This is a genomic window from Collimonas sp. NPDC087041, from assembly GCF_044745265.1.
Taxonomy (GTDB): Bacteria; Pseudomonadota; Gammaproteobacteria; order Burkholderiales; family Burkholderiaceae_D; genus Collimonas.
In genome coordinates this window covers 127,943-150,299 of sequence record NZ_JBIUZX010000004.1, presented here as the reverse complement: position 1 = coordinate 150,299, position 22,357 = coordinate 127,943, and the positions used below count along the sequence as shown (strand labels likewise).

Below are 22,357 nucleotides of genomic sequence, written 5' to 3'. Positions count from 1 at the left end.
GCGCCGTTTTTACAGCGGCGCGTTGAGTTGATCCAGGCGTTCGATGGTGCCGACGTCAGTCCAGGCGCCGCGATACACTTCGCCGCCAAGCTGGCCGCGCGCTGCGTATTCACGCATCAGCGTGACCAGTTTTTCCGGCTGGCCAGGAGTGATCGCGTCGAACATCGAGGGACGATAGACGCCGATGCCCGAGTAGGTATAAGTATGGCCGGGTTCACGCTCGTTGCTGACTGAAAAGCTGTGCAGGCCAAAATCACCCTCTGGGTGGTGCGCCGGGTTTTTCACCAGGTACAGCCAGGCCACGTCGCGCTTGTCGAGCGGGTAGGGCTGGCCCCACAAGTCGTTGTCTTCCAGCGTATTCTTGACTTGCTCGAAATCGAAATGCGGGCAATAGACATCGCCGGCTATCGCCACGAACGGTTCTTCTCCGAGCAGGTGGCGGGCGTTGGCGATGCCGCCTGCCGTTTCCAGTGCCACGCTTTCAGGCGAATAGCGGATGGTGGCGCCGTATTTACTACCGTCACCGAGCGCCTCTTCAATCATGTGCCCAAGATGGGCGTGGTTGATGACGATCTCGGTAATGCCGGCACGCACCAGGTTGACGATGTGCCAGACGATCAGCGGCCGACCGCGGACCTTGAGCAAAGGCTTGGGGATGGTGTCGGTCAGCGGACGCATGCGCTCGCCGCGACCGGCGGCAAATATCATTGCTTTCATGGGACCCTGTTCCGGTTAGAAGGTATAGCCGACTTGCACCGTCTTATCTTCCAGCTTGTCCAGCATGCGCACCAGCGGTATCAGTTCACGATAGCGCAATGCTGTCTTGCGGACGTAATCCATGACCACAGGGATATCGTTGAGATAGGCTTCCTTGCCGTCGCGGTGATACAGGCGCGCGAACAGGCCGAGTATCTTCAGGTGGCGCTGCAATCCCATGTATTCGAAATCGCGGTAGAAGCTGTCGATATCCGGGGCGACCGGCAGGCCGGCGCGCTTGGCGCGCTCCCAATAGCGGATCATCCAGTCCAGCACCTGCGCTTCGTCCCATTGGATGTAGACGTCGCGCAGCAGCGAGACGATATCGTAGCTGATCGGACCGTACAGGGCGCCCTGGAAATCGAGCACGCCGGGATTGCCCTCGGGGAGCAGCATCAGGTTGCGCGAATGGTAATCGCGGTGGATGAACACTTGCGGCTGCGCCAGGTTGTTGGCGAGGATGGCGTCGAATACCTTGTTGAGATCGGCGCTTTGCTGGTCGCTCAGGGTCGCCTTGAGGTGCTTGCCCAGATACCATTCCGGGAATATTTGCAATTCTCGCAACAGGAAGGCGCGGTCATATTCCGGCAGTACATCCGGCTGGCTCTTGCTTTGCAGTAGCACCAGCGCATCGATGGCATCCATGTACAGCTTGTGCGCGCTCTCGACGCTGCTGCCTTCACTGGTGAGTTGCTGCAGGTAGGTGGTGTTGCCGAGGTCGCTCAACAGCAGGAAACCGCGTTCGACGTCTTGTGCCAACACAGCCGGCACGGACAGGCCGATGCCGCCAAACAGAGCGCCGATTTCGATGAAAGGCCGCACATCTTCCTGCGGCGGTGGGGCGTCCATCACGATCAAGGTGCCGCCGGCCGGCGTATCAATCCTGAAATAACGGCGGAAACTGGCATCGGCGGAGGCTGGCCGCAAGGTTGCGGTCAAGGTGGGAGTGTCGCTGAGCGTAGTTAGCCATTCGACAATTTGAGTCTGGCGCAGATCAGGTAAAACAGGGGCAGACGGTGATAAAGACATTAAGCAATCCAGTAAAACGGCTGTTGGTGGTGAGTTCCCATATAATAAGGGATTAATTTCAAAAAATCGCCTGCTATGGTGTTTGCCAAATTCATTTCATGACCCGGTCCTCCTCAGCGCTCCCCAAGCAATTCCAGTCACGTTCAGGTCGGGCTGTGTCAGGCCCTGCCACGCCTCAATTGCCGGCATTACGGCGCCTGACCGTCCTGGTGGCGTCCATCGTGGCGACGGCGTCAATGCCCATGTGGGCCTGGGCGCAGGCGACCGATGCGACATTGCCGACGACGTCAACCACGCCAGTCCCCGCCACGAAAACCAACATCAAGCCGCCGCGCGTCAATGACAGCGATGCGCCGACCAATGTTGAAGCCGAGCAAATGACCGGCCGTCCGGACCGGCTGATCAACCTTGACAACGATGTCGACTTGACCCGGGGCCAGACGGAAGTCCAGTCCAACAAGGCAACTTACCGGATTGTCGAGAATGAAGTCGAGGCGCACGGCTGTGTGCGCATGAACCGCTATGGCGACAAGTACACCGGCGATGATTTGCGTCTGAACATGGACTCGGGGCAGGGTTTCCTGACCAATCCGACTTACCATTTCCTGGCCAATGATGGTCACGGCAGCGCCGACCGCATCGATTTCATCGATGAAGACAAGGCCACAGTCATCAAGGGCACTTACACAACTTGCCCGAGCACCAAGCCGGACTGGTACATCAAGTCGAGCACGCTGGATATCGATAGCGGCATCGGTGAAGGGGTGGCCCACAACGGCGTCCTGTATTTCAAGAGCGTGCCGATCCTGGGCGCGCCGAGCATGTCGTTCCCGTTGTCGAATGATCGTCAGTCCGGCGTGTTGCCACCGATCCTGGGTAGCACCAACAATGGCGGCATGGAGTTCAACCTCCCTTATTATTTCAATATCGCGCCGAATCGCGATTTGACGCTATACCCGAACATCATCACGCAGCGTGGCCTGCAGATGGGCGCCGATGCGCGCTACATGGGTACTGGTTACAGCGGTCAAACCAAGGTCGAGTTCCTGCCGGATGACATGCTGACCAAGACCAACCGCTATGCGGTGCAGTCGATTCATTCGCAGACGCTGATGCCAGGTCTGACGATGGGCTGGAACGTCAATTTTGCCTCGGATAATAATTATCCCGACGACTTTTCGCATTCCATCACGCAAAGCGCGGCACGATTGCTGAATCGCGAGTTCGACCTGAATTACAGCGGCTCTTTCTGGAGCGTGGCGGCTTTGGCCTCGCGCTATCAGGTGCTGCAGGATTTCAATGACAGCGGGCAGCCGACCATCAGCCGGCCGTATGACCGGATGCCGCAAGTCACACTGACTGCCGGTAAGCCGGATATCTATGGTTTTGACTGGACCGTGAATGCGCAATATGCGCGTTTCTGGAACAGCCAGTACGATTTCCCGACAGCTACCGGCGTCTCGCAAGCCAGCAGCACTTTGATGCCGCTGGGCGGCGAGCGGATCTATATCAATCCGCAATTGTCCTATCCGATCATCCGCCCTGGATATTTCATCACGCCAAAGATCCAGCTGGATGCGACCGCCTACAACATCACGCCAAATAAACTGGGCGTGCCAAATGCGCCGACTGTCGCGGGCGATACGGTATTGGGTAATGAATTCAGCCGGGTATTGCCGACATTCTCGCTGGATACCGGCCTGACATTTGAGCGCGATGCGAAGTTCTGGGGCAATCCGGTAACCCAGACCTTGGAGCCGCGCCTGTTCTATGTGCGTACGCCGTACCATAACCAGAGCGAGTATCCGTTATTCGATAGTGGCGCCGCGGATTTCAATTTTGCCCAGATTTTTACTGAAAACCGCTACACCGGCCATGACCGGATCAGCGACGCCAACCAACTGACGGTTGCGCTGATTTCACGGTTTATCGAGGAATCCGGCCAGGAGCGCTTACGCCTCGGTATCGGCCAGCGTATTTACTTTACCCAGCCACGTGTGGCGCTCGGCCCTACCGATACGATCACCACCAGCCGTTCCGACTTGCTGTTGTCGGCGGGCGGCCAGGTTTCGCAATCGCTCGACCTGGACAATACCATCCAGTACAGCCAAAGCAACAACCAATGGGTACGCGCTAGTTCTACCGTCAAGTGGCAGCCGGGCCCGAAAAAAGTCATCAATTTTTCTTATCAGCTGGATCATACGAACACGGATCCGCTTGATCCTTTGAATCGATATCTGAAGCAGTTTGATATATCGGGTCAGTGGCCGCTGGCTCGTCGCTGGTACGGGGTTGGCCGCGTCAGCTATTCCTTGCAGGAAAAAACAGTCGGGCAAGCCCTGCTTGGACTCGAATACAAGGCCGATTGCTGGGTTTTCCGTGTAGTGGGCCAACGTACGCCAACATCGTCAACTCGCACGACTACGGGTATATTTCTGCAACTTGAGTTGAATGGTTTGTCGAGTATCGGCTCCAATCCGATGCAAGCCCTGCGTAGTAGTGTCCCAGGTTATCAGAATGTCAACCAACCCGACTCTTTCATTAGCCGTTGAACCAGTCATTTTCACTTATGAACGTTTTTCCAATTATGCGTAAAACCAATCAAACCCAACTCGCGGCAATCGTTTTTTCGTTGTTGTCTGCTACCGCTACCGGCGCCTGGGCGCAAGGTGCGGCGCCTCAGCCGACACCGCCTGTAGCAGCGCCTGCGCCGACCAGCGCCGCCGCGCCGGTTCAGCAGGCTGCCAAGGCAGCAGTGACTCCGCAGACTGTGGATGCGATCGTCGCGGTGGTGAATACCGACGTGATTACCCAGCAAGAGCTGGCGTCGCGCGTCAATGACGTGGTGCTGCGGATGAAAGCGCAGAACATTGAAGTGCCGCCGATGGCTGAGTTGCAGAAGCAATTGCTGGAACGCATGATTCTGGAACGCGCCGAAGTGCAATTGGCGAAAGAGAATGGCATCGTTGTAGACGACGTCATGCTGGATCGCGCGATCAGCCGGATTGCCGAACAGAACAAGATGTCGATGCCGGATTTCCAGCGTCAGCTGGAACACGACAAGATTCCTTACCCGGCTTTCCGCGAAGAAATTCGTCAGGAAATATTGTTGCAGCGCCTGCGTGAACGCGAAGTCGACAACAAGATCCAGATTTCGGACTCTGAAGTTGACAACTACCTGGCGGCAGATGCCACCAACAAGCAAGCCGCCCAGGAACTCGACCTGGCGCAAATCCTGATCCAGGTACCGGAAAATGCAAGCGCCGCGCAAATCGCCCAGCGCGCCAAACGTGCTGAAGAAGCCATGCAGCAAATTAAATCGGGCGGAAATTTCGCTGCGATTGCTGCCGCCTATTCCGATTCCAGCGACGCGCTGACCGGTGGCGACATGGGCTGGCGCGCGCAAGATCGCTTGCCATCGCTGTTTGTGGAAGCAGTGGCCAATCTGAATCCTGGCCAGGTATCGCCAATTATCAAGAGTGCCAACGGTTTTCATATCATCAAGCTGGTCAACAAGCGTGCAGCTGCTGCAACGCCGACCGATACGGCCGCCGCCGCGATTCAGCAGACGCACGTGCGCCATATCCTGATCAAGGTGACGCCAACCGTGACAGCGGCTGAAGCACGCCGCCGCCTGCTCGACTTGAAAGAGCGCATCGACAACAACGCTGCGAAATTTGAAGACCTGGCCAAACAATATTCGAATGATCTGTCGGCATCAAAAGGCGGCGATCTCGGTTGGGTTTATGCCGGCGATACCGTACCTGAGTTCGAGCGCGCGATGGATGCATTGAAACCAGGCCAGATCAGCGAGCCTATCGAATCGCCATTCGGCTATCACCTGATTCAAGTGCTGGAGCGCAAGACCAACGATGTGTCGAAAGAACGCCAACGCCTTGCTGCACGCATGGCGATCCGCGAACGTAAAACCGAAGAAGCCACCAACGACTGGCTGCGTCAGTTGCGCGATAGCACATACGTGGAATATCGCAACGACGACCATTGATAGCGGGTCGTGACTAAGTCAGTATCGAGGACGAACAATGTCTGAGCAGTTTGCAAGTAATGCCAATGCCGCCGTTGTGCGGCGTCGGCCGATACTGGCGGTCACATGCGGCGAGCCGGCCGGGATCGGTCCGGAAGTATCGATCCGGGCCGCCTGGGAGCGCCGCGCCGAAATCAATAGCGTACTGATTGGCGATGCGGCCTTCCTGGCCATGATCGCCGCCGAAATAGATCCGAAAATCCGCCTGGTGGCATTGTCGCAGCAAGCGCTGCGCAACAATGGCTTGCCCAACTTCGGCCCGGACCAGGTGGCGGTGATTGATTGTCAGCTGGAAGCACATGTGCAGCCCGGAAAACTGGATGCACGTAATGGCCGGCCCGTATTACGCACGCTCGATCTCGCCATCGACGGCGCCCTGCAAGGAATCTTCGACGGCATCGTTACTGCACCGCTGCAGAAAAGCACGATCAACGACGCCGGCGTGCCGTTCACCGGCCATACCGAATACCTGGCGGAACGCAGCGCCACGCGACAGGTCGTGATGATGCTGGCAACGGACAGGACCACGCCGCCGCTACGCGTTGCACTGGCGACTACGCATCTGGCATTGAAGGATGTAGCCGCAGCCATCAATTTTGATAGCCTGAGTCGCACCATCGATATCCTGCATGCAGATCTGCAGAAAAAATTTGGCTTGAAACAGCCGCGCATCCTGGTAACTGGCTTGAACCCGCATGCAGGCGAGGGTGGTTACCTGGGCCGCGAAGAAATCGACATCATCACGCCGGTACTGGACGCTGCCAAGGCAAGAGGCATTGCCGTCAGCGGCCCGTACCCAGCCGACACCCTGTTCCAGCAAAAATACCTGGCCGAAGCCGACTGCGTGCTGGCCATGTATCACGACCAGGGTTTGCCGGTACTGAAATACGCCAGCTTCGGCCACGGCATCAACATCACGCTAGGCCTGCCATTCATCCGCACCTCAGTCGACCACGGCACCGCGCTAGACCTCGCCGCCGCCGGCCTGGGACACGCCGACCACGGCAGCATGCTAGCCGCACTGGACGCCGCAGCGCAGATGGTGCAAGCGGGCAGGCAGGGCAAGGCTTAATTTGAATATTCGTCAGCGGTAAAATGCAACAAGGCTGTTGAAGTTGATTTTGAAGTTGGTGTTGCAGTTGAAGTTGGGGTTGCGGTTGTTTTTGACGTGCTGTTGCTTTTGACTTCTCGCATGCTGACGTTGCCAAATACGGCGCGTGGCAGTCGGGAATTATGGGACACATGTTTGAGCGAAGCGAGTTTGTGTCCCATCCGACTGCCACGCGCCGTATTTGGGAACCCGCCGAAGGCGGGCAACGGCTGTGCGACCGCCTTTTTGCTTACTTTTTGGCGGAGCAAAAAGTGAGCGGCTGCCGGGCCGCTCCCGGCAAGTATCAACGGAGCAGCAACCTTATTGAGTAGCGACAACCGTTCATTGTAAATACGCCGCCGCACTTACTCCGTGGCCCGTTAAATGGGGTCAGAGTAATTTTCGGCAAAGAACCGCCGAAAAAAAACTCTGACCCCATTTAACTGCGTTGTGGGCGATGCCCGATTCGTGCGTGCAATGAGCGGCGCCAGGCAACGATCGCCTTTGCCAGCCAGACATGCAACAAACAATGATTCCGAAAACGTTATCACCCAAGATTTCGGACAATAGCTTTTAAAGAAAAACATGACGAAACACATCGCCCGCAAACGCTTCGGCCAAAACTTCCTGACGGACGACACCGTCCTCTACAACATCATCAGCGCGATCGATCCGCAGGCCGATGACAACATGGTCGAAATCGGCCCCGGCCTGGCCGCCATGACACGCCTGTTGCTGGAATCCCTCAAACAATTGCACGTCGTCGAGCTAGACCGCGACCTGGTCGCACGCCTGCAAAAAAACTTCGACCCGGCACGCCTGCACGTCCACTCCGCCGACGCGCTCAAGTTCGATTTCAGCAGCATCCCGCTGACCGGCGACAAGAAATTGCGCGTGGTCGGCAACCTGCCATACAACATCTCCAGCCCGCTGCTGTTTCACCTGACCGAGATCGCACCGCAAGTACAAGACCAGCACTTCATGTTGCAAAAGGAAGTTGTGGAACGGATGGTGGCAGAACCCGGCAGCAAAGCTTTCGGCCGGTTATCGGTGATGCTGCAATGGCGCTACAACATGGAATTGCTGTTCATCGTGCCGCCCACCGCATTCGATCCGCCACCGCGGGTTGAGTCGGCGATTGTGCGGATGATACCGATTGCCCAGCCGCTGGTTTGCGATCAGCAAAAACTGGAAGCGGTGGTGCTGAAAGCGTTCACCCAACGCCGCAAGGTAATCCGCAATTGCCTGGCCGGCATGTTCAGCGAAAGCCAACTGATCGATGCCGGTGTCGATCCACAGGCGCGTCCTGAGGCAGTGCCGATGGAAAGCTTCGTCGCACTGGCGAACGCTTTGTCCGCCAGCGCATAAGCCGCTGAGATGGGCTTATAACTGCTCGCTGGCCCCGTTGCCGGCTTTGCGCTCAATCAGCTCTACCTTGTAGCCGTCCGGATCCTGCACGAACGCGATGACTGTGCTGCCGCCCTTGACCGGGCCGGCTTCGCGCGTCACGTTGCCGCCCTGCGCTTTGACGTCGGCGCAGGCTTTATAGGCATCCTCCACTGCGACTGCCAGGTGCCCGAACGCGGTACCTTGCTCGTAACTCTCGACACCGTAGTTATAGGTCAATTCAAGTTCCGCGTGATCTGGATTACTGCCGTAGCCGACGAATGCCAGGGTGTATTTGTATTCTGGATTGTCGTTGGTGCGCAGCAGTTTCATGCCCAGCACTTTGGTGTAGAAATCGATCGAACGTTGCAGGTTGCCGACGCGCAGCATGGTATGGAGGATACGCATAATTTTTCTCTGAAGTTGGGAAGGGTGATGTGTTGGTGATACAGCACTGAAGCGACGCAGCGAATTGAAGTCGATATCTTACAGCGTGTTGTAAATATTGGTTTTGCGCCAGCAGGAAACCAAAGCGTACGGCATTTATCAGAAAACAGGTAGCGTTTCCTGTGCACTGTCGCGCAAGGTTTTGCGGGCAGTTTCAAATTCCGGGAAGATCGATTGCACCGTGGCCCAGAAGCGCGGGCTGTGGTTCATTTCGCGCAGGTGCGACAGTTCGTGTGCGATGACGTAATCGATCAACGGCAAAGCAAAATGCATCAGCCGCCAGTTCAGTCGGATCTTGCCTTCCGAAGTACAGGAGCCCCACTGGGTAGTGGCTGACGATAGCGCGAACGACTGGTAGGTTACGCCAAGCTTTTCTGCATACAGCGGCAGGCGTTCGCCGAAGACGCGTTTGGCTTCGAGCTGCAGCCAGCCCAATACCCGGTCTTTCAGTTGCTGTTCGCCGGCGTCGGCAGGCAGGCACACGATGAGCTGATCTGCGGCTTCGTCAAAGTGAATCCCGGCTCTCTGCGTGGCGTGGATGCGCAGGGTGATGCTGCGTCCCATGTACGGTAAGGTTTCGCCGTCGCGCCATTGCATTTGCGGTTGCATGCGGCGCGTCGAACGCTCCCGGTATTCGCTCAGCTTGGTAAAGATCCAACGTTTCTTTTCGCGGATGGCGAGTTCGACATCGCTCAGCGTGACCCACTTGGGCGCCGTGACGCGCAAGCCGTCATCACTGATCACGAAGCCGATGGAGCGTCGTTTGGAGCGCAGCAGGGTGTAATCGAGTACATGCTCGCCAATGCGCAGGCGGCGCTTGCCTGGCGCCGGCGCTGCCGATACTTCCGGTTGTTGGGGTTGCTGGTGTTGCAGAGTTGGTGCCGGGCGCAGGGCAGGCGGTGTTGACGGTAAATCAACTTGCGGCGTGATTGCCGTTGCGTCATCGGCAAATAGATCCAGTTGCAACGCCAGTTGCTGCTGCGTTTTGCCGTGGGACCGACCATCTGGTCCCAGGCGAGGTTTCGAAGGCTTTTGATGCAATAGTTTCAATGGCGACCGGGATTCAGGTAATTATTACTTTTTATAAACATGCGGTGAAATAACCCGCATCTCTGATTCTATCCAATTTTCGACTTTGGCCATCAATTCGCTGCTATCCAGGTTTTCCGGATAAATCGGCTTGCCGATCGAGACCGTGATGAGCCCTGGTTGCTTGATGAAGGAATTCTTGGGCCAGCACTCACCGGCATTATGCGCGATCGGCACCACCGGCGTATTGGTCTCGACTGCCAGGCGCGTACCGCCGTTCTTGTATTTGCCGGTCTGGCCGACCGGGATACGCGTACCTTCCGGGAACATGATGATCCATTGGCCATCGGCCAGTCGCTTGCGGCCTTGCACCACCACCTGCGCAAAGGCGTCGCGACCCTTGTTGCGATCGATCGGGATCATGCGCAGCAGGGCGATGCCCCAGCCGAAAAATGGAATGTAGGTGAGCGATTTCTTGAACACGAACACCAGCGGGCGCGGCGTCATCGGCAGCAGGAAAATGGTTTCCCAAGCCGACTGGTGTTTGCTCAGCACAATCGCCGGTGCGTCGGGGAAGTTTTCCATGCCCTTGACCTGGTAGCGAATGCCGCAGATGACCTTGGCCATCCAGATTACGGTGACGTTCCAGCGCGAGGTCAGGTAGTAGCGGCGCGCATATGGAAATGGCGCAAACAGGACGCAGGCAAAAGACCAGACCACGGTCAGGATTGTCATCAACAGGAAAAACAGCAACGAACGCAGAAACAGGAAAAAGCGTGACATTCAGGCTCCAGATAATTCTAAGTATTTCAAAACCTGATCGTCGCCGCGTTGGCGGCAGATCCAGGTTACTGATGAAAAATGGATTCCCGCGTGCGCGGGAATGACGCCGCGGGAGTGATTCATGATCTGCTCAAGGCGATCAAACCAGCGCGATCAAACCGATAACTCGACCGGTTTCTTCAACAAAAAATCTACCACTGCAGCCAGGTCCGGATAGACCAGCGTACCGGGTGGCAAGCCGCCTTTTTCGCGGGTCTTTTCGCCTTTCCCGGTGAGCACCAGATACGGCGCGCAGCCAGCGATAAAGCCGGCCTGCAGATCGCGCAAGGAATCGCCGACCGTCGCTACGCCGCCACGCAGGCTGATGTCGAAACGTTTGCCGATATCGTGGAACATGCCGGCCTTCGGTTTGCGGCAATCGCAATTGTCGTCGGCGGCATGCGGACAAAAGAAGATGGCGTCGATTTCGGCGCCGACATGTTGGGCGGCATCATGCATCTTTTGATGGATCGCCGTCAGCGTCGGCATGTCGAACAAGCCACGCGCAATGCCCGACTGGTTGGTTGCCACCACCACCCGGTAACCGGCCTGGTTGAGGCGCGCGATGGCTTCCAGCGAACCCTTGATTGGCACCCATTCATCGGGAGATTTGATGAAGGCGTCGGAGTCATGGTTGATGACGCCGTCGCGGTCGAGGATGATCAGTTTCATAGTGGTTCGCCAGAAGGTTAGGCAGCCAGCTTGGAGATGTCGGCGACCTGGTTCAGCATCACATGCAGGTTCGACAGCAATGCCAGGCGGTTGTTGCGCAATTGCTCGTCATCGGCCATCACCATCACGTCGTTGAAGAAGCCGTCGACGTTTTGCCGCAGCTGCGCCAAGGCTTTCAACGCGGTGCTGAAATCGCCCTTGGCAAACGCTGCATCGACATCCGGCTTGACCGCATTCATCGCCGCAAACAATGCTTGCTCGGCGTTGTCGCGCAGCAGTTCGGTGTGCACCGTGCTGCCGACGCCTTCAGTCTTCTTCAGGATGTTGGTGATGCGCTTGTTGGCGGCCGCCAGCGCTTCGGCTTCCGGCAGGGCGGCAAATGCTTGCACCGCATCCAGGCGCTCGATGATGTTGTCGAGACGGTCCGGTTGCTGTGCAACCACCGCTTCGATTTCGTTCTGCGCATAACCGCGCTCGCGCAGCAATCCGCGCAGGCGGTCATACAGGAACGGCAATACATCGCTGCCCGGGTCCTTGAAGTTGGGATTGCCGGCGAATTGCTGGGCGGCGTTCGCCAGTAACTGCGACAGCGCCACCGGCAGGCGTTTTTCCAGCAGCATGCGCAGGATGCCCAGTGCATGGCGGCGCAAGGCAAACGGGTCCTTGTCGCCGGTCGGCTGCAGGCCGATGCCCCAGATGCCGATCAGGGTTTCCAGTTTGTCGGCCAGCGCCACCGCGGTGCCGGTGCCGGTTGCCGGCAAGGCATCGCCGGCGAAGCGTGGCTGGTAATGTTCCGAGACGGCTTGCGCGACTTCGTCGGCTTCGCCATCGTGACGCGCGTAATAGTTACCCATGATGCCTTGCAGCTCAGGGAATTCGCCGACCATGTCGGTCAGCAGGTCGGCCTTGGCCAACAGCGCGCCGCGTTCCGCCAGGGAAGCGTCGCCGCCGAGCAGTTTGGCAATCGCTACCGCCAATGCCTTGACGCGTTCGGTGCGCTGCAATTGGTCGCCGAGTTTGTTGTGATAGACCACGTTGGCCAGCAGCGGCACGCGTTCGGCCAGTTTCTTTTTCTTGTCTTGCTCAAAGAAGAATTTCGCATCCGACAGGCGTGGACGCACCACGCGCTCGTTGCCTTCGATGATGTATTGCGGCTCATCGGTCGCCAGGTTGGAGACGATCAGGAAGCGCGAGCGCAGCTTGCCGGCGTTGTCGGTCAGCGCGAAGTATTTCTGGTTGGTCTGCATCGTCAGGATCAGGCATTCCTGCGGTACGCTCAGGAATTCGTCTTCGAATTTGCAGGCGTACACCACTGGCCATTCGACCAGCGCAGTGACTTCGTCCAGCAGCGCTTCCGGCATCAGTACTTGATCGGCCGCAGCGGTTTCCAGCAGGGCGCTGCGGATCTTTTCCTTGCGCTCGTTGAAGCCGGCGATGACCTTGCCGGTTTCAGCCAGCGTCGCCGCATAACTGTTGGCGTCGGCAATGGCGATTTCGCCTTGCGACAGGAAGCGATGGCCTTCGGTCAGGCGGTCCGCATCCAGGCCCAGCAAAGTCAGTGGCAATACCTGTTCGCCATGCAGCGCCAGCAGGCGGTGCGCCGGGCGCACAAAACGCACGGTATGGCCGGCCGCGTGACCGTGTTGACGCTGGTAACTCATGACCTTCGGGATCGGCAGTTTGGCGACGGTATCTTCCAGCACTATCTGCAGGCCGGTTGGCAGCGCCACGCCTTTGGCGGTGTAGCTGTAGAACAGGCTTTCATTCTTGCCGTCAGGCGCGCGTTCCAGGTCGCTTGGTGTGATGACTGCGGCGCCGGTTTGTGATGCAAGTGCTGCCAGCTTCTTGACCAGCGGCGCGGTTGCATTGCCTTCGGCGTCCAGCGCTACCGACACCGGCAGCACTTTTTCACGCATGGTCTTGTCGAGCGAGGTGGCGCGCACATTGCTGATGGCGACCGCCAGGCGGCGCGGCGTGGCGAACGCGGTGGCGAGTGCGCCATCATCCAGGAAGTCGCGCGCTTTCAAACCGTTGAAAATGCCCATGGCAAAGGCATCGCCCAGTTTTGCCAGCGCTTTCGGTGGCAGTTCTTCGGTGAAGATTTCGATTAACAGGGTCTGACTCAAAAGCATCTCCTTCATGCTGATTCCCCTGCGCGCTGCGCTACTGCCGCCATGTATTCATCTCCAAATTCTTTCAATAACAAATCGGCATTGTCCGGCGTGATTTCCCACATCGGGAAGCCGAGCTTGGCCCGCGAATCGTAATAGGCTTGCGCCACCGCGCGCGACAGGTTGCGGATGCGGCCCATGTAGGCGGCGCGTTCGGTGACCGAGATCGCCCCGCGTGCATCCAGCAGATTGAAGGTGTGCGCCGCTTTCAACACCATTTCATAGGCCGGCAGCGCCAGCGGCACCGCCAGCAGGCGTTTGGCTTCGGCTTCGTAGTTGCCGAACAGCGGGAACAGGAATTCGGTGTTGGCGTATTCGAAGTTGTAGGTCGACTGTTCGACTTCGTTCTGGTGGAAAACGTCGCCGTAGCTCAGGGTTTTCTTGACGCCATGCTCAACCCATTCGGTCCAGACCAGGTCGTAGACATTTTCCACGCCTTGCAAATACATCGCCAGCCGTTCGATACCGTAAGTGATCTCACCCAGCACCGGCTTGCAATCGAGGCCGCCGACTTGCTGGAAATAGGTGAACTGGGTCACTTCCATACCGTTTAGCCAGACTTCCCAGCCCAGGCCCCAGGCGCCGAGGGTCGGATTTTCCCAGTCGTCTTCGACAAAACGCACATCATTGCGTTTGAGATCAAGGCCGAGCGCTTCCAGCGAGCCGAGATACAGGTCGAGGATGTTTTCCGGCGCCGGCTTGAGCACCACCTGGTATTGGTAATAATGCTGCAGGCGGTTCGGGTTTTCACCGTAGCGGCCATCTTTCGGCCGGCGCGATGGCTGCACATAGGCAGCGCGCCAAGGCTCGGGGCCGATGGCGCGCAGGAAGGTCGCGGTGTGCGACGTGCCGGCTCCGACTTCCATATCGTAGGGTTGCAGCAGGGCACAGCCCTGAGCATCCCAATAATCTTGTAATTTGAGAATGATTTGTTGAAATGTCAGCATCGTTTGTTGCTTTTCTATACGGCAAATGCCGGTTGATATAGCTAAATACGCAGCCAATTAAGCAGCGGAATATGGGGCGCAAAGGGGAACGCGCTAAAAGCCACGATTTTAGCGGGTTTTGCTTGCTTTATGTAGCTTGGCCGGGCCAGGAGCCTATCGGCGCCGACGCCGGCTCCACCACCAGCTGCCTGCAAGCATCAGCAGCGCGGCGGCCAGCAACAGGCGGTTGCCGAACAGGATATACGGCGTGCTGCCGCTATAGCCTTGCACCGACACTGCCAGCGTGCCGCGACTGTAGCGCGGCAGTTGTGCGCTGACATTGCCATGCGGGTCGATGACCGCCGTGGTGCCGGTGTTGGTTGCGCGCAGCATCGGGCGGCCGGTTTCCAGGCTGCGCATTTGCGAAATCTGCAAATGCTGCGGCAACGCTATGGTGTTGCCGAACCAGGCGATATTCGACATGTTCAACAGCATGGTCGCAGTAGGCGCGCCGGAGGCCATGGTGGCAGCCAGTTGCCGGGCGATTTCTTCGCCGAACAAATCCTCATAGCAGATGTTGGGCAGCACCCACTGGTCCTTTACCGAGAACGGCGCCTGCACTGGCGCGCCGCGGGTGAAATCGCCGAGCGGAATGTTCATCATGTCGACAAACCAGCGGAAGCCGAACGGTACGAATTCGCCAAACGGCACCAGATGCTGCTTGTCGTAGCGGAATCCGGGGTGGGCAGGGCTATTGCCTTGCGGAGCAATCCCGATGATGCTGTTTGCATAGCGATTGGGGCCGTCGATATACGGAATACCCAGCGCGATGTTGCTGCCGGTTTGCTGTGAGAAGGCAATCAGCGCGGCCGGGAACTCCGGCGGCAGCTGGGTTTGCAGGATCGGTATTGCGGTTTCCGGTGTAGCGATCAAGTCGGCTGGCACGGCACGGATCATGTCGGCATACAGTCGCAGTGTGTTACCGATCTGGGCTTCGTCGAATTTTTCTTCCTGCGGCACATTGCCTTGCAACAGGCGCACCGAGATCGGTTGGCCGCTTGGCGCAGTCCAGTCAATCCGATGCAGGCCGAAGCCGGCAACCAGGATCAGCAGTGCAGCGACGGCCGGCAATCGACGTTGCGGCAGCAACGCCAGGCAACCGGCGATCAGCGCCGAGATACAACCGATGCCGTAGACACCGACCAGGGGCGCGAAGCCCGCCAGCGGACTGACGGTGTGGGCATAGCCGGAAATCAGCCAGGGAAAACCGGTGAACAGCCAGCCGCGCAACCATTCAGTCAAGCCCCACAGCGCCGGGAAGATCGCCAGCGCCAACAGCAGTGGCGAGGCGGCCCAACGGCGTTGCAGCCACCGCGCGAGTCCGGTGCCCAAGGCCGTGTACAGCCCCATGGCCAGCGCCAGCAGCGCTACCGCGAGCGCCGCCAGCCAGCCCGGCATGCCGCCAAAATCGTGCATCGAGATGTACAACCAGTAAACCCCATGCGACACCCAGCCGAAGCCATACGCCCAGCCCACCAGTGCAGCTTGTTTGACGCTCTCCGCACGGTTCACGCAAAAGATCAGCAATGCCAGGGTCAGCAGTTGCAGCGGCCACAGGCCGTATGGAGCGAAGGCGAAAACATTAATGGCGCCGGTCAGGGCGGCCAGCGGTAGCAGCAAGGAGAGTCTGGGAAGGGTGATCTGGCGAAAGTGCATAGGCAGGGGGATATTGTTTTTCTTTCGGCAGGCCGGAAAGGCCTTAGCCTTCCCGTGCCTGGCGCTGGTTTAAGGCTCTTCCCGAGGGGAGTCAGGCAGCTTTTCAACCAGCAGGACATGCACCTGACGAGCGTCGGCGCGCAGCACTTCAAAGCGCACATTGTCGATCGTGAATTCGTCGCCCTTGCGCGGCACGCGGCCCAGGTGGTTGGCGACCAGGCCGCCGATGGTGTCGACATCTTCGTCGGCCAGCGCGGTGTCCAGCGTTTCGTTGAACTGTTCGATCTCGGTCAGCGCCTTGACGCGCCAGCGGCCGCCGTGGTCGCCGTCGCGGATGGCGAGGATGTTGTCTTCTTCTTCGTCGAAATCGTATTCGTCTTCGATGTCGCCGACGATCTGTTCCAGCACGTCTTCAATCGTGATCAGGCCGGCCACGCCGCCGTATTCGTCGACCACGATCGCCATGTGATTGCGGTTGGCGCGGAAGTCGCGCAGCAGCACGTTGAGGCGTTTCGATTCGGGGATGAAGACCGCAGGGCGCAGCATGTCGCGCACATCGAACGAATCTTCGGCGTAGTAGCGCAGCAAATCCTTGGCGAGCAGGATGCCGATCACCTTGTCGCGTTCGCCATCGACAGCGGGGAAGCGCGAGTGGGCGGTCGACAGGACTTCCGGCATCCAGTCCTCGATCGGTTTGGTGACGTCGATCATGTCCATTTGCGAGCGCGGGATCATGATGTCGCGGGCGGAGAGGTCGGAAACCTGGAACACGCCTTCGATCATCGACAGCGCGTCGGCGTCGATCAGGTTGCGCTCATGTGCATCTTGCAGCACGTCGAGCAGCTCGGCGCGATTTTCAGGTTCGGGAGAAATCAGTGCGGTCAGGCGTTCGAATAGTGACCGGTGGGGTTTAGCGTCAAATGATTTGACGCTACTAGGGTGCTCTGGCATATGGCGTTAGCCTTGGGGGTACATTGTTGAGGAAGCAATAGGATACAACAAATATGTGACAGGACGACGAAACGCCCCCGTCCTGAGTGTCATATTGCGCCTCCAGGCGGCCATTTCACCACAAAAAAAGCGGGAGATGCCAAAAGCAGCGCCCGCCGTATTTGCAATAAAGATAATTATTTCTTCATTTCATCTTTTGCCATGCCGTCCTTGCTCATTGCATCTTTCGACATGGCGTCCTTGGCCATGGCGTCTTTCTTCGCCATTTTCTTGTGTGGCTTGGCCATGGCGTCCTTCGACATGCTGTCCTTGCTCATTGCGTCTTTAGACATCGCATCCTTGGCCATAGGAGCCGCATCCTTGGACATGGCGTCTTGGGCAAAAGCACCGCCGGCAGTCATCATCAGGCCGGTAACCAACAGAATTGTGAGGCTTTTTTTCATTTTGAATCTCCAGTTTAAAAGTGGCAAAAGCGCCGTTAAAAATCAACAGAATCCGGTCAAGCTGGCTGCGCAGTAGGTTGCAAAGCCAGCCTTCAGGATCCGCCGAACCAGTTGTACCCCTGGTCTTCCCAGTAACCGCCGGGGTACTTGTTTGTTACTTCGATCGATACGATATGTTTGGGATTCTTGTAGCCGAGCTTGGTCGGCATCCGCAGCTTCATCGGGAAGCCGTATTTGGCGGGCAGGATCTCGCCGTCATAGGTCAGCGTGAGCTGGGTTTGCGGATGCAGTGCAGTCGGCATGTCGATGCTGGTGTGGTAATCGTCGCCGCATTGGAAGTCGATGTACTTGGCGCTCAGGTCGGCGCCGATCTGTTTCAGGAAATAGGAAAACGGCACACCGCCCCAGCGACCGATGGCGCTCCAGCCCTCGACGCAGATATGGCGCGTGATCTGCTCGTTCTGCGGCAGCTTGTGCAATTGCTCGAGCGTCCACGGGCGCTTGTTGGTGGCCAGTCCTTTGATTTCCAGCTGATAGTCGCTACCGTCGATTTCCGGCACCTCGTCGATGCTATAGAACGCATTGAAAGGAAACGGCCGGGTCATCTCCGCCTGGGTGTAGGTCGGCGCCAGCCGCTTGGGATCGAACAGCCATCCCTGCACGCCGTCGTTCAGGCGCGAGATACGCTCCAGCATCTGATTGACCGAGGCCTGGTCGGTGATGTTGCAGCCGGTCAGCAACGACAGGCCGCCCAAGGTGAGTGCGCGTTTGGCGAACAGGCGGCGCGATGGCAGCGCCAGTTCGCGGCGGGCGTCTTTCAGGATCGATTCGGTGTCGAGTTGCGACGGAATGAGAAGGCTTTTCTTGATCATGATATTTTCCTCAACGGCCGCGCAGCATGGCCAGCAGCGTGCGTGGCACCAGCGCCACCATGACGACATGCACTACAACGAATGCGACCAGGAAAGCCATCGCGCAGAAGTGCACGATGCGGGCAGTGTCGAAGCCGCCCATCAATTCGCGCAGCAACGGGAACTGCACCGATTTCCAGATCGCCAGGCCCGATATCACCAGCAGGATCAGGTCCAGGATGACGGAGACATAAGCCAGTTTTTGTACCGCGTTGTATTTATCGAGAGAGTCATGCTGCAGCTTGCCGCTGAGCGCCTTGAGCATGTCGCGCAGCACATCGGTCGGGCGTAGCGGGAAAAATTTCTTCCACAAACGGCCGCTGCCGGCATTGAACAACAGGTAAATCAAGCCATTGAAAAACAGCAGCCACATCGCCGCAAAATGCCACTGCAAGGCGCCGCCGAGCCAGCCGCCGAGCGTCCATTCGCTGGGAATGCGGAACGGGAAAATCGGCGATGCATTGTAGATGCGCCAGCCGCTCAGGATCATCACGATCACGGCCAGGGCGTTGAGCCAGTGCGTGATGCGCAGCCAGATCGGATGGATGATCGTTTTCTTTTGGACGATGGATGACATTTAGGCCGCCTGTGCAAGGAGTGAAATGGTCAACAAAAGCAGCGAGGCTTGCTGCAAGATTGGCTCCGATGGCTGAGTAATGATCGTTTTCATGTGGCTTAGTCGCAGGCCAAACCGATTCATTACATGAATTCATCATAATCTTATTAATTAAAAAGATAAGGGAAGATATGTGATTATTATTTGGCAATACTTTGGATGTCTCAGATCTCCTGCCTTACTTCTTTTTCTTAGGTAAGTGATTGATTTATCGGGATTAAGTGTGGAGGCGCAGGAGTGCCGTCCAAAAACAAAAAACGCCGCGATTGCGGCGTTTTTATTGGAAGGGAGAGGGCGTTTAGCGATCCGCGTAGGGATTGGGCCAGCCCAAGGCTCCTAATATTTCAATTTCCAGGTTTTCCATCTCGGCGGCTTCTTCATCGTCCTCGTGGTCGTAGCCTTGCGCGTGCAGCACGCCGTGCACCACCAGATGGGCGGTGTGCTCTTCCACCGATTTACGCTGTTCTACGGCTTCGCGCTGCAGCACGTCGGTGCAAAAAATGATATCGGCGCGGGTGACGCCGTCATCTTCGGCCTCGCCGCCGCCGAAGTCATCATCCTGGTCTGCCGAATAGGCAAAAGTCAGCACGTTGGTGGCGTAATCCTTGCCGCGATAGTCGCGGTTCAGGCTGCGGCCTTCGTCGGCATCGACAAAGCGCAGCGTCAGTTCGGCCGGCGCCAGCAGTGCGGCCTGGACCCAACGGCGCAATTGCGGGCGCGTGACGATATCTTTCAGGCGCGGGTCGGGATATTGCACTGACAACGAGAGTTTATTTTTTTGCGGCATGGCGGCTGCGGGCTGTCTTGGTAATCCCGGTCTGGACCGGGGCGGCGGGTTTGGCTGGCGGCGTGGCGGCTTCGATCACGCCATGCGTGGATGCCACCGGCGCTGCCAGCGATGCAGTTTCATAGGCGTCGACAATGCGCGCCACCAGCGGATGGCGCACCACGTCGCTGCTGTTGAAGCGGGTGAAGGCGATGCCGCGCACATCCTTGAGGATATTCATGGCGTCGATCAGGCCGCTCTTCTGGCCGCGTTGCAGATCGATCTGGGTGACGTCGCCGGTGACCACGGCCTTGCTGCCGAAGCCGATCCGGGTCAGGAACATCTTCATCTGTTCCGGCGTGGTGTTCTGCGCTTCGTCGAGGATGATGAACGCATGGTTCAGCGTGCGGCCGCGCATGTAAGCCAGCGGCGCGATTTCGATGGCCTGCTTCTCGAACATTTTCTGGGTACGGTCAAAGCCGAGCAGATCGTACAGTGCGTCATACACAGGGCGCAGGTACGGATCGACCTTTTGCGCCAGATCGCCCGGCAAAAAGCCCAGGCGTTCACCGGCTTCGACCGCTGGCCGGGTCAGTACGATGCGCTTGACCGCATCGCGCTCCAGCGCGTCAACCGCGCAAGCCACGGCCAGGTAGGTCTTGCCGGTGCCGGCTGGGCCGATACCGAGCGTGACATCATGCTCCAGGATCGAGCGGATGTACTGGCTTTGATGCGGCGTGCGGCCGCGCAGGTCGCTGCGGCGGGTCTTGAGAATCGGGCTTTCGATGTCGGTCTCGGTCAATTCGGCATCGGCCGGATCGATAACCGATTCGTCGTCCGGCTCGCTGCCGTTGGTCTTGGCCGCTTTCGGTTTTTTGCCGACACCCAGCTTGGCGCGCTGTTCGACCAGCGCCAGCTGTATTTCGTCGACCGAAATCACCTTGTTGGCGATCGCGTAAAACTGGTCGAGGATTTGCACTGCGCGTTCGGCATTGCTGCCAGCTGCGATGAATTTGTCGCCGCGACGGAAAATCGAGACATCCAGCGCCGCAGAAATCTGCCGCAGGTTTTCATCCAGCGGTCCGCACAGATGCGCCAGCCGCGTATTGTCGAGCGGTTGCGGGATGAAATAATGCGGCTGGGTAGGGGTTTTGGTTTTCAAGCTGTGGTGTGCTTATCAGTTTGTATGTTTATTTATCTGGCGCCGTCGGCTGACCATCATTCCGCCAGCACGATTTCGCCGCGCAATGTATAGGTGTAGGTTTCCGTAATCTTGACGTCGATCAGTTGGCCGATCAGGCGCGCGCCGTTCGGGCCGCCATCGATATTGACCACGCGGTTGTTCTCGGTACGACCCTGCAGTTCAGCCGGGTTTTTCTTGGATGGTCCTTCCACCAGGATCCGCTGCACGCTGCCAACCATTGCTGCACTGATCTTGCCGATATTTTCTTCGATAACGGCCTGCAGATGCTGTAGCCGCTTCAGCTTGACTTCATGCGGTGTGTCATCTTGCAGGTTGGCGGCCGGCGTGCCGGGGCGCGGGCTGAACAGGAAACTGAAGCTGTTGTCGTAGCCAATATCAGTGATCAGCTTCATCAAGGCGTCGAAATCAGCATCGGTCTCGCCTGGGAAGCCGACGATGAAGTCGCTCGAAATCGTGATGTTCGGGCGTACCTGGCGCAGGCGTCGGATCACCGATTTGTATTCCAGCACCGTGTAGCCGCGCTTCATGGCCGACAGGATGCGATCCGAGCCATGTTGCGCCGGCAGATAAAGATGATCGACCAGCTTCGGCACCTTGGCGTAGGTATCGATCAGGCGCTGCGTGAATTCCTTCGGATGGCTGGTGACAAAGCGGATCCGCTCGATGCCCGGGATCTCGGCGATGTACTCGATCAGCAACGCAAAGTCGGCGATTTCGCCATCCGCCATTTGGCCGCGGAAGGCATTGACGTTCTGTCCCAGCAGCGTGATTTCCTTGACGCCTTGCTCGGCCAATCCGGCCACTTCGGTCAGCACATCCTCAAAGCGGCGTGAGACTTCTTCGCCGCGGGTGTACGGCACCACGCAGTAACTGCAATATTTGCTGCAGCCTTCCATGATCGAGACGTAGGCGGTTGCGCCTTCCACCTTGGCTGGCGGCATGTGATCGAACTTCTCGATTTCTGGGAAGCTGATGTCGACTTGCGAATTGCCGGTGGACCGGCGCTGGCTGATCATCTCCGGCAGCCGGTGCAGCGTTTGCGGACCAAACACCATGTCGACATACGGTGCGCGCTTGACGATGGCAGCACCTTCCTGCGACGCCACGCAGCCGCCGACGCCGATCAGCAGGTCGGGGTTGTTGCGCTTCAGTTCGCGCAGGCGACCGAGGTCGGAGAATACTTTTTCCTGCGCTTTTTCGCGCACCGAGCAGGTATTCAGCAGGATCACGTCGGCATCTTCCGGACGGTCGGTTTTCACCAGTCCGTCGGACGCGTTCAGCACGTCGGCCATCTTGTCCGAGTCGTACTCGTTCATCTGACAACCGAAGGTCTTGATGAATACTTTCTTTTGTATCGTTTTTTCCATGACTGCTCTT

Annotated in this window: 20 protein-coding genes; 4 read left to right on the top strand and 16 right to left on the bottom strand. The window is 58.0% G+C overall.

All coding sequences use genetic code 11. From position 1 onward, the window contains the following. Positions 1-9 precede the first annotated feature (9 nt). Positions 10-717, bottom strand: a complete 708-nt coding sequence (gene murU, locus ACIPF8_RS08995) for an N-acetylmuramate alpha-1-phosphate uridylyltransferase MurU (RefSeq protein WP_400419816.1) — start codon at positions 715-717, stop codon at positions 10-12. A gap of 15 nt (positions 718-732) precedes the next feature. Next, entirely contained in the window at positions 733-1,785 is a 1,053-nt protein-coding gene (locus ACIPF8_RS08990; protein ID WP_400419813.1) for an aminoglycoside phosphotransferase family protein, read from the bottom strand. 155 nt (positions 1,786-1,940) lie between these two features. Here ACIPF8_RS08990 and ACIPF8_RS08985 point away from each other — a divergent pair, with 155 nt between their 5' ends. From ACIPF8_RS08985 to rsmA, 4 genes are all read left to right on the top strand, one after another. Next, positions 1,941-4,337 carry an LPS-assembly protein LptD gene (locus ACIPF8_RS08985; RefSeq protein ID WP_400419811.1) on the top strand — a complete coding sequence of 799 codons (2,397 nt, stop codon included), beginning with the start codon at positions 1,941-1,943 and terminating at the stop codon, positions 4,335-4,337. A 35-nt stretch (positions 4,338-4,372) separates the two neighbouring features. Continuing rightward, a complete protein-coding gene (locus ACIPF8_RS08980; protein WP_400419808.1) occupies positions 4,373-5,791 on the top strand; it encodes a peptidylprolyl isomerase in 1,419 nt (472 codons plus the stop codon). A gap of 37 nt (positions 5,792-5,828) precedes the next feature. Then, positions 5,829-6,902 (top strand): 4-hydroxythreonine-4-phosphate dehydrogenase PdxA, encoded by a 1,074-nt coding sequence (pdxA, locus tag ACIPF8_RS08975; RefSeq protein WP_400419805.1) that lies wholly within the window; start codon positions 5,829-5,831, stop codon positions 6,900-6,902. A 603-nt stretch (positions 6,903-7,505) separates the two neighbouring features. After that, the gene (gene rsmA / locus ACIPF8_RS08970; protein ID WP_400419802.1) at positions 7,506-8,288 is read left to right on the top strand and encodes a 16S rRNA (adenine(1518)-N(6)/adenine(1519)-N(6))-dimethyltransferase RsmA; all 783 of its coding nucleotides are present in this window, start codon (positions 7,506-7,508) and stop codon (positions 8,286-8,288) included. Between the two features lie 15 nt (positions 8,289-8,303). Here the strand turns inward: rsmA and gloA are convergent, their stop codons facing one another. The 14 genes from gloA to miaB form a co-directional block, all read right to left on the bottom strand. After that, positions 8,304-8,714, bottom strand: coding sequence for a lactoylglutathione lyase (gene gloA, locus ACIPF8_RS08965; RefSeq protein ID WP_400419799.1), 411 nt, complete (start codon positions 8,712-8,714; stop codon positions 8,304-8,306). A gap of 138 nt (positions 8,715-8,852) precedes the next feature. Next, complete coding sequence (locus ACIPF8_RS08960; protein ID WP_400419796.1) at positions 8,853-9,803, bottom strand: M48 family metallopeptidase; 951 nt, start codon at positions 9,801-9,803, stop codon at positions 8,853-8,855. A gap of 24 nt (positions 9,804-9,827) precedes the next feature. Continuing rightward, positions 9,828-10,565 (bottom strand): lysophospholipid acyltransferase family protein, encoded by a 738-nt coding sequence (locus ACIPF8_RS08955; RefSeq protein ID WP_400419793.1) that lies wholly within the window; start codon positions 10,563-10,565, stop codon positions 9,828-9,830. A 153-nt stretch (positions 10,566-10,718) separates the two neighbouring features. Beyond that, positions 10,719-11,276, bottom strand: a complete 558-nt coding sequence (gene gmhB / locus ACIPF8_RS08950) for a D-glycero-beta-D-manno-heptose 1,7-bisphosphate 7-phosphatase (RefSeq protein ID WP_400419791.1) — start codon at positions 11,274-11,276, stop codon at positions 10,719-10,721. Positions 11,277-11,293: 17 nt separating this feature from the next. Beyond that, a complete protein-coding gene (gene glyS / locus ACIPF8_RS08945; RefSeq protein ID WP_400419788.1) occupies positions 11,294-13,402 on the bottom strand; it encodes a glycine--tRNA ligase subunit beta in 2,109 nt (702 codons plus the stop codon). An 11-nt stretch (positions 13,403-13,413) separates the two neighbouring features. Next, positions 13,414-14,394, bottom strand: coding sequence for a glycine--tRNA ligase subunit alpha (gene glyQ / locus ACIPF8_RS08940; RefSeq protein ID WP_061534341.1), 981 nt, complete (start codon positions 14,392-14,394; stop codon positions 13,414-13,416). 153 nt (positions 14,395-14,547) lie between these two features. Then, positions 14,548-16,089, bottom strand: coding sequence for an apolipoprotein N-acyltransferase (lnt, locus tag ACIPF8_RS08935; RefSeq protein ID WP_400419785.1), 1,542 nt, complete (start codon positions 16,087-16,089; stop codon positions 14,548-14,550). A gap of 69 nt (positions 16,090-16,158) precedes the next feature. Further along, positions 16,159-17,040, bottom strand: coding sequence for an HlyC/CorC family transporter (locus tag ACIPF8_RS08930; protein WP_061534339.1), 882 nt, complete (start codon positions 17,038-17,040; stop codon positions 16,159-16,161). 176 nt (positions 17,041-17,216) lie between these two features. Next, a complete protein-coding gene (locus ACIPF8_RS08925) occupies positions 17,217-17,483 on the bottom strand; it encodes a pentapeptide MXKDX repeat protein (protein ID WP_400419782.1) in 267 nt (88 codons plus the stop codon). 92 nt (positions 17,484-17,575) lie between these two features. Continuing rightward, positions 17,576-18,355, bottom strand: coding sequence for a molybdopterin-dependent oxidoreductase (locus ACIPF8_RS08920; RefSeq protein WP_400419779.1), 780 nt, complete (start codon positions 18,353-18,355; stop codon positions 17,576-17,578). A gap of 10 nt (positions 18,356-18,365) precedes the next feature. Next, the gene (locus tag ACIPF8_RS08915) at positions 18,366-18,971 is read right to left on the bottom strand and encodes a cytochrome b/b6 domain-containing protein (RefSeq protein ID WP_400419776.1); all 606 of its coding nucleotides are present in this window, start codon (positions 18,969-18,971) and stop codon (positions 18,366-18,368) included. A 337-nt stretch (positions 18,972-19,308) separates the two neighbouring features. After that, complete coding sequence (gene ybeY / locus ACIPF8_RS08910; protein ID WP_400419773.1) at positions 19,309-19,797, bottom strand: rRNA maturation RNase YbeY; 489 nt, start codon at positions 19,795-19,797, stop codon at positions 19,309-19,311. After that, complete coding sequence (locus tag ACIPF8_RS08905; protein WP_400419770.1) at positions 19,781-20,938, bottom strand: PhoH family protein; 1,158 nt, start codon at positions 20,936-20,938, stop codon at positions 19,781-19,783. Before ACIPF8_RS08905 ends, ybeY begins: the two co-directional genes overlap by 17 nt. 56 nt (positions 20,939-20,994) lie before the next feature. Beyond that, on the bottom strand, positions 20,995-22,335 hold the full coding sequence (gene miaB, locus ACIPF8_RS08900; protein ID WP_400420530.1) for a tRNA (N6-isopentenyl adenosine(37)-C2)-methylthiotransferase MiaB: 1,341 nt from the start codon (positions 22,333-22,335) through the stop codon (positions 20,995-20,997). Positions 22,336-22,357 lie beyond the last annotated feature (22 nt).